This window comes from Mucilaginibacter sp. P4_E8, from assembly GCF_056401495.1.
The window spans coordinates 1-7,095 of record NZ_JBFUJG010000196.1 but is presented as its reverse complement, the minus strand read 5'-3'; the positions used below and the strand labels follow the sequence as shown (position 1 = coordinate 7,095).

At 39.3% G+C, this 7,095-nt stretch carries 10 protein-coding genes; 5 read left to right on the top strand and 5 right to left on the bottom strand.

Annotated elements, in window-relative coordinates:
* The coding region (locus AC1DRQ_RS28400; RefSeq protein ID WP_477429022.1) for an NAD(P)/FAD-dependent oxidoreductase at nt 1-422 on the top strand (422 nt) is incomplete at its 5' end.
* Nucleotides 423-627: 205 nt separating this feature from the next.
* Here the strand turns inward: AC1DRQ_RS28400 and AC1DRQ_RS28395 are convergent.
* The 3 genes from AC1DRQ_RS28395 to AC1DRQ_RS28385 all read right to left on the bottom strand — a co-directional run bounded on the left by AC1DRQ_RS28395 (nt 628) and on the right by AC1DRQ_RS28385 (nt 2,639).
* Nucleotides 628-1,158, bottom strand: a complete 531-nt coding sequence (locus AC1DRQ_RS28395; protein WP_477429020.1) for a hypothetical protein — start codon at nt 1,156-1,158, stop codon at nt 628-630.
* 131 nt (nt 1,159-1,289) lie between these two features.
* The gene (locus AC1DRQ_RS28390; RefSeq protein ID WP_477429018.1) at nt 1,290-1,745 is read right to left on the bottom strand and encodes a hypothetical protein; all 456 of its coding nucleotides are present in this window, start codon (nt 1,743-1,745) and stop codon (nt 1,290-1,292) included.
* A 12-nt stretch (nt 1,746-1,757) separates the two neighbouring features.
* Nucleotides 1,758-2,639, bottom strand: a complete 882-nt coding sequence (locus AC1DRQ_RS28385; protein WP_477429016.1) for a glycosyltransferase family protein — start codon at nt 2,637-2,639, stop codon at nt 1,758-1,760.
* Nucleotides 2,640-2,792: 153 nt separating this feature from the next.
* Here AC1DRQ_RS28385 and AC1DRQ_RS28380 point away from each other — a divergent pair, with 153 nt between their 5' ends.
* Entirely contained in the window at nt 2,793-3,989 is a 1,197-nt protein-coding gene (locus AC1DRQ_RS28380; RefSeq protein WP_477429024.1) for an NADH-quinone oxidoreductase subunit D, read from the top strand.
* Between the two features lie 151 nt (nt 3,990-4,140).
* On the opposite strand, the gene AC1DRQ_RS28375 is transcribed toward AC1DRQ_RS28380, so the two are convergent.
* Nucleotides 4,141-5,253 carry a S1C family serine protease gene (locus AC1DRQ_RS28375; protein ID WP_477429014.1) on the bottom strand — a complete coding sequence of 371 codons (1,113 nt, stop codon included), beginning with the start codon at nt 5,251-5,253 and terminating at the stop codon, nt 4,141-4,143.
* Nucleotides 5,254-5,266: 13 nt separating this feature from the next.
* A complete protein-coding gene (locus tag AC1DRQ_RS28370; RefSeq protein ID WP_477429012.1) occupies nt 5,267-5,836 on the bottom strand; it encodes an RNA polymerase sigma factor in 570 nt (189 codons plus the stop codon).
* A gap of 141 nt (nt 5,837-5,977) precedes the next feature.
* Here AC1DRQ_RS28370 and AC1DRQ_RS28365 point away from each other — a divergent pair, with 141 nt between their 5' ends.
* From AC1DRQ_RS28365 to AC1DRQ_RS28355, 3 genes are all read left to right on the top strand, one after another.
* The gene (locus tag AC1DRQ_RS28365; protein WP_477429010.1) at nt 5,978-6,400 is read left to right on the top strand and encodes a hypothetical protein; all 423 of its coding nucleotides are present in this window, start codon (nt 5,978-5,980) and stop codon (nt 6,398-6,400) included.
* Nucleotides 6,401-6,578: 178 nt separating this feature from the next.
* Nucleotides 6,579-6,791 carry a hypothetical protein gene (locus tag AC1DRQ_RS28360; RefSeq protein WP_429395951.1) on the top strand — a complete coding sequence of 71 codons (213 nt, stop codon included), beginning with the start codon at nt 6,579-6,581 and terminating at the stop codon, nt 6,789-6,791.
* Between the two features lie 114 nt (nt 6,792-6,905).
* Nucleotides 6,906-7,095, top strand: a 190-nt coding sequence (locus tag AC1DRQ_RS28355; protein ID WP_477429007.1) for a hypothetical protein, incomplete at its 3' end; no start/stop codon positions are given.

Below are 7,095 nucleotides of genomic sequence, written 5' to 3'. Positions count from 1 at the left end.
ACATAGACCTGCTCCCCAATCAAAATATTGCCGAACTGATACAGCAGGAAAAAGAAGCAAATGGCAAAAAAATGCTACTTGCTTATTTAGCCGGTTTATACACCCGTAAATTTGCCGAAGCCCTGAGCGATAAACTGCCGGTTGAGAAAAACCTGGCATCGCTTACCAAAACCGATATTGAAAATATCAGCAACCTGATCCATGAATTTAAGGTAAAGCCGGCCGGCGATAAAGGCTATGATAAAGCCGAAGTAATGCGCGGTGGTTTATCAACTGATGAACTATCGTCCAAAACCCTGGAAAGCAAAAAGGTACCCGGCTTGTTTTTTGGTGGTGAGTGCGTGGATGTTACCGGTTGGCTGGGCGGTTATAATTTTCAATGGGCCTGGGCAAGTGGATTTGTTATTGCGCAGAATCTTTGATCAGAATTTTCAGAATTTAAGAATTAGCAGAATAATTTGTATAGCCAAATCAAATCCCCTCCCTTTATCTTCTCTTGTCATTTCGAGCGATAGCGAGAAATCTTGTACAGTTGGCTTATCCTACGTACAAGATCTCTCCTCGTACCTCGTTCGAGATGACAGAAGCGAGTTTCCTTGCGCTCGGGTAACATGACATGAACGTCATTTAACGTGATAAAGTAAGTATGGTAAGCCCAAACCACGACCCCATATAAATTACAAAGATAACGAAGTCAGTGAAGGTTACCTTCTTGTTTTCAAACAGGTCAGGGCCACCACCTTTTGCTGGTGCAACAAATTCCCGATGTTGAATCTTTCGGCTTATATATCTTAGCAATTGAAATAATAACAGTAATACAATGGTATTAGCTAATCCCGTCGAAGGATTTCCTTTTTTCATTTGTAATTCAGGATTATCTTTAAAAATCAAATAAAGAACTACATGGATTAAACCAAAACCACACCAAATTAAATATGACCTGAAATTTCTTAATGATGTATATAGGAAAAAATACAATAATAATTGTGTCAAAACTATATACATAATAATCGTTAGCTGTTTTGCTTCAGAATTGGCTAAAATATACGTTAGTGAAACACCAATTGTAACTATAGCATAGAAAATCATACTAACAATTTCCCAGTGCTTAAGGTCTTCGTAATAAATAAATGGTTTCTGATTTTTGATTTTTCTCATTTAGCGATAGGTCCGGTTGGCAAAATTATTAATTCAGATTGATACTCCTGTCATCTCGAACAAGGAGCAATCTTGTACAGTTGATCTGTTTCGCGTACAAGATCTCTCCTTGTTCGAGATGACGCGTACTGTTATTTTATCAATCCAAACTGTTTAAAATGATGTGCAAAATGTTTTCCGTGCCATATAAGCCATTCTTTGTGGCTCATAGGACCAAATCCACCATGAATAGCTGTGGTACCGGGTTCTTTAAAATACTGGTCAAAAGCATCCAATTCCAGCATTAGCGCGTTGATAGCGGCTTCTATATTAGGGTAGGTAAAACTCTCGGGAAGGTTTCCTAAAAACACATTCTTTGAGATCTCAGCATCGGTATAAATCATTACCTGTTTGCTTCGATAAGCCTCATCGGCAGGCCGGTCACAGGTAGGTATTTTTTTACCATTGGTCCATTCAACCTGATCAACCAAATGTTCAACCATTTGCTGTGGTTTCATTTTTCCCCAAAGCGGTACAGTTTGGGGATCAAGCGACAGCAGTAATTTGCGTAGCTCTTCCCGGTTAGTAATATCAACTGATTGCTTCATTTTAAGGGGGTATTACCGTTCTACGATCTCATAATTTTTGTATTCCCCTATACGCCAGCCGCTAATATCTTCTACTTTTTGGAGGAATTTACGGCGAAAGGTCATGCTTTTGCGGAGCTGTTTGGTACTAAAATCAATGTTCCAGTTGGTGGCGGCAATGCGTTTTTGCATGGGTGCCGGATGGGTGCTTGTAAAGCGTATCAGCCTATCGGCATTGCTGTAATCAAACTCGTAGGTTTCAGGTATATTTTGAGCAACCCATTCATCATCATGATAAAATTTATTAAAGTTGCGCACCTTATTGCTCAACCCCTGAGGCGGCTTGGCCCAGCCGTAATGGTATATGTAGGCGTCAATAAGTTTTACCTTTATCTTGTGGTTATCTAACCTGAAACCCTGCGCATCGCGATAGGCTTTTATGCCTTTAATGTTTTTAAGCAAACGGATCTCGCGCCTGTACCACCGCCTCGAATCGCCGTAATAATCATACGAACCATAAAAATGCAGGTATTTAAACAGCAGGCCTTCAATATTTGGTTTGCCCAATGCATATTCCATTTCTTTTTTAATAAGGGGGTGATACTTTTCATGCACCGCTTCATCGCCCTGGATATAAAATGCCCAGTCACTATCAGGTGCAATTGCCGCGAAGGCTTTATCCGTTTCCACCGCGAAAACACTACCACCATCCCGTAATGAATCATCCCAAACAGAATCAATGATCTTTATTTTAGGCGAATCGATAGCTTCAATAAGCCCAMGTGTACCATCGTCTGAATTACCGGCCACCACTATAAATTCGTCACAAAGTGGTAAAATGGAGGTTATAGCTTCAACAATAGGATAGTCGTTTTTAACCGCGTTTCTGATAAATGTAAATCCGGATACTTTCATTAAGTCAAAGGTATTTAAACATGGGGTAAATTTTGATACGGGTTACCTGATATTTTAGATCTTTCTCTGTTCTTCATGGAGATGATACTTAGTTTTCCTAAAAACGAAAAAAATGTTGATTTTTGATATTTACAAAACAACACAACATTGGTGATCACAAATCCAAAATACGAAGAAGCACTCCTTAACTACAACAAAAAAATAGCTGATGCTAGTGTGGAAGATATGGTGCTTAATATGGGGCCCCAGCATCCTTCAACACATGGGGTTTTGCGTTTGGAGCTGATAACCGATGGTGAAATTGTAAAGGAAGTTATTCCGCATATTGGTTACCTGCACCGTTGTTTTGAAAAACACGCCGAATCATTAACCTACCAGCAAACTATCCCTTTTACCGATAGGATGGACTACCTGGCATCCATGAACAACAGCCACGCTTTTGTAATGGGCGTTGAGCGCATGATGGGTATTGACAAAGATATCCCCAAACGCATCGAATACATCCGCGTACTGGTTTGTGAGCTTAACCGTATTGCCTCACACCTGATAGCTATTGGTACATATGGCATTGATATTGGCGCCTTTACGCCATTTTTATGGTGTTTTAGAGATCGGGAACATATTATGGGCATGTTGGAGTGGGCCTCGGGCTCGCGCATGTTGTATAATTATATATGGGTTGGTGGTTTGTTTTATGACCTGCCGGTTGGTTTTGAGGAACGCTGCCGCGATTTTGTGGAGTACTTTAAACCCAAAATGGTTGAACTTAACCAACTGCTTACCGATAACCAGGTATTTATATCGCGCACAGCCAATGTAGGTATATTGCCACTTGATGTAGCTATTAATTACGGCTGCTCGGGCCCAATGCTGCGCGCATCTGGTCTTAAATGGGATTTGCGGCGTATTGATAATTACTCAGCCTATCCTGAGCTTGATTTTGAGATCCCTGTTGGCCAGGGCCTCATGGGCGCTGTGGGCGACTGCTGGGACCGCTATAAGGTACGTGTTGATGAAATAGAACAATCATTAAGAATAGTTGAACAATGCCTTGACCGCCTGCAAAACGAGCTGAAACGCACCCCTGATTTTGACCCGCGTGCCAAAATGCCGCGTAAAACCATACCTAAGGCACAGGATTATTATGTAAGATGCGAAGGTGCCAAAGGCGAGCTGGGTTTTTATTTTGTGGCCGATGGTAAATCAGAGATCCCGGTACGTGTAAAAGCCCGCGGACCAAGCTTTAATAATTTGTCTGTATTACCTGAGATTTCAAAAGGCGTACTGATAGCTGACCTGATAGCTATTGTAGGGTCTATTGATTTTGTTTTGGGTGAGGTGGATAGGTAGAGGGCCCTTCTAAATCTCCCCTAAAGGGGAGACTTGTTCAAGAAATTTTTTTAGGCCCGCCCCTTTAGGGGAGGGTTTGGGTGGGGCATAAAAAAAGGAGGCACCATTACGGCACCTCCTTTTAATTATTAATTTTTATTGGTTGGGCAAATTATTGATTATAAACTTTAACCATGAAAATATAGTTTTTAAGTTTCTTTAATTGTTGCGGACGGCTTAAGCCTGCCAGCGTATTCCTGTTATTTAAGGTTAATGACTTGCTTAACGAATCGGATGGAATATTTTGTATAGCCTTTAATAAATAGGCCGACTTTACTGCAAATGCTGCACCTGCAACGCGGGTTTGCTTACCATTAATTATCCCAATAATATTCCCCTTGTCATCAAGCAAAGGGCCACCGCTGTTGCCCGGATTAACTGGTATTGATACCTGGTATTCTGTAGTATCTCCCTGGTAACCGGTGGCTGATGTTAATGAACCAGGCCCAAAAACCACTTCCCCTCCCGGATAGCCGAAGGTGAAAACATTTTCGCCAAGATCTGTAGATGACTTTTTGAAGTTATAAGGTACCGTTCCTAAGTTTTTAAAACCTGGGTCATTAATTTCCAGTATAGCTATATCATTCTGCGGTTCGGTATATATTACCTTACTATGAAATGATTCTCCCGCCGCATTTTGTACATATATTGAGTCGGCACCGTTCACAACATGATAATTGGTAACAATATAACCGTTTGATGAAAGGGCAAAACCTGTTCCCCTGAAATTACCCGGATTAACTGGCTTTGGCTTGGTAGTTTTAGCGCCATTTATCAGCCTTGTATTAACAGTTTGTTTAAGCTGATCATTTGAAATTTTAAGCCTGCTCACTTCATCCCGTAACTCAACAAAGCGCGAATCATGATTATTAAGCTTACCTGTAAAAAACAGGGTGCTTAAAATAGCGAATATGGCAATAGAAGCTGCAACCGATATTTTTGAATGGTGATGGCGCCACATACGCACAACCCATACCGGATGGATAGTTACCTCTTCCTTTAAAGCATGAACATCAATTTCGTCATGTATGGCATCCAAACGTTTCTGCAATTCCAATCGCTCGCCATATTGCTTCAGCAAACCCATGAACTGTTTGTGCTCGGTTACCCGGCTTTCAACAGTCGCGTCATTTTTGCGGAGCAATTCAAATTGGGTACGCTCCTCTGCGGTCATGCTGCCATCAAGGTACCGTTCAATTAATTCTGTAAGTTGGTTATCACTCATCTCGTTTCACTCCTTATTTCTGCTGAAAAAACAACTTCTTCAGCCTTTGCAGGCATTTATATTTTTGTGTTTTGGCATTATCAGCATTGGTATAACCAAAACGTTCACAGATGTCCTGCATTGATCTGTTATGTATATAAAAATCTTCCATAATGGTTTTACAGGGTTCGCCTAATAGCTGGAGTGCATTTTCCATTTTATTAAACTGTGTATCCCGCTCATTATGATTATCAACCTCATCTTCAACAGGCAGGTACTCCTCAAAATCCCTGATATCGCCCCCGTACCTGTTCATTTGGCTAAGCCTTTTGAGCCAAAGCCTCCGGCAAACCGAATAAATGTAAGTTTTGAGTTTACTGCTTAATTCAAATTCGCCCGATTTGATCTTATTATAAAGAACTATGATGGCTTCCTGGTATATATCCTTGGCATCATCCTCATTCCCGTTGTTATTGATAATTAACTGTAATATCATCGGGAAATAGGTGGTGTATAACCTTTTTAATACTATTTCCGAGTTATTAAGTATACCAAGAACTATCTCGCTATCTGTTGGTGCCGAAGCTTTTAACTCTTTATTCACTCTTAATACTGTTTATGCGAAATTGTAACCCATTATTTAAAAAAATATTTTATCGAAAACAAATTATTAGCACCAGCCTGCCGGTTTATTGCCGTAACAATTATACATCATAATTATCAATTCGTTTTTTAATACTGCAAATTGAACAAGGTAAGCCCATGTTTTAAGCAGGGTGCAAATCTGCAACAAAAAAAAGGGGCCGCAAAAATATCCCTGTTAGTTATAAAAACTACAAACCCCATAGAAATTACTTTTTTTTTAAATTTCTTGGGTTACCTTTTTGGATTAGGTGTATTAAGATGTGAAAACGATCACAAAACATTTAAAATTAAAAAAATTCACAACATGAAAAATTCATTCAAAACTGGTTTATTAGCATTAGCTATCGCTGTTTCTTTCGCAGCTTGTAAAGGTTCTGGTTCATCTTCAGCTGCTGATTCAACTAAAGCTGATTCAGCTAAAGTTGATTCTGCTAAAACTGATTCAGCTGCTACAGTTGATTCTGCTGCTAAAACTGGCGCTGCTGCTGTTGATTCAGTTAAAAAAGATACAACTAAGAAATAATTACCCATTATCATAAAAAGGCGGTAGGAATATAAATTTCAATCACTTTTTATTGATTTTTTAGTTATTCATTAATTTATAAAAGGTAATCTGTAACTTTTTTTAAAAGTTATGGGTTACCTTTTATTGTTTATGGTATTAATATGAAAACTATTAAATCACTTATTAAAAATTAAACATGAAAAATTCATTCAAACTTGGCTTATTAGCCTTAGCTATCGCTACTTCATTTGCAGCTTGTAAAGGTTCTTCTTCATCTTCAGCTGCTGATTCAGCTAAGATGGACTCTGCTAAAATGGATTCAGCTAAAATGGATACTGCTTCTAAAATGGGCGCAGCGGTAGATTCAGCTAAAGTTGACTCTGCAGCAAAAGACACTACTAAAAAATAATCTTACTTTTTAGTAAAAAAAACGTCCTGGTTTTCCGGGACGTTTTTTTTTGCCATTATTTTACCAGCCAAACAATTTGAGGTTTGTATTGCTTAATGTGATAAGCAATACGATATGAAATATTCTGAATGGAAGACGCTAAGCAATACCGAGCGTAAAGAAATAGGCTGGCGTCGTCATCCCCGCATCAAAACAGTTACTCTTTTTACCATTGCGTTAGCGGTTACCTTTATCATTGTGGTTTTGGGTATAAATAAGAATAACGTTGTACATCTTAATCGTAAACCTACAGCACAGGAGGCTT

Bases quoted from the DNA above. Each gene is read 5' to 3' on its own strand.
- AC1DRQ_RS28395 (WP_477429020.1), bottom strand. From the start codon at position 1,158: ATGAGAAAAATCAAAAATCAGAAACCATTTATTTATTACGAAGACCTT.
- AC1DRQ_RS28390 (WP_477429018.1), bottom strand. From the start codon at position 1,745: ATGAAGCAATCAGTTGATATTACTAACCGGGAAGAGCTACGCAAATTA.
- AC1DRQ_RS28375 (WP_477429014.1), bottom strand. From the start codon at position 5,253: ATGAGTGATAACCAACTTACAGAATTAATTGAACGGTACCTTGATGGC.
- AC1DRQ_RS28360 (WP_429395951.1), top strand. From the start codon at position 6,579: ATGAAAAATTCATTCAAACTTGGCTTATTAGCCTTAGCTATCGCTACT.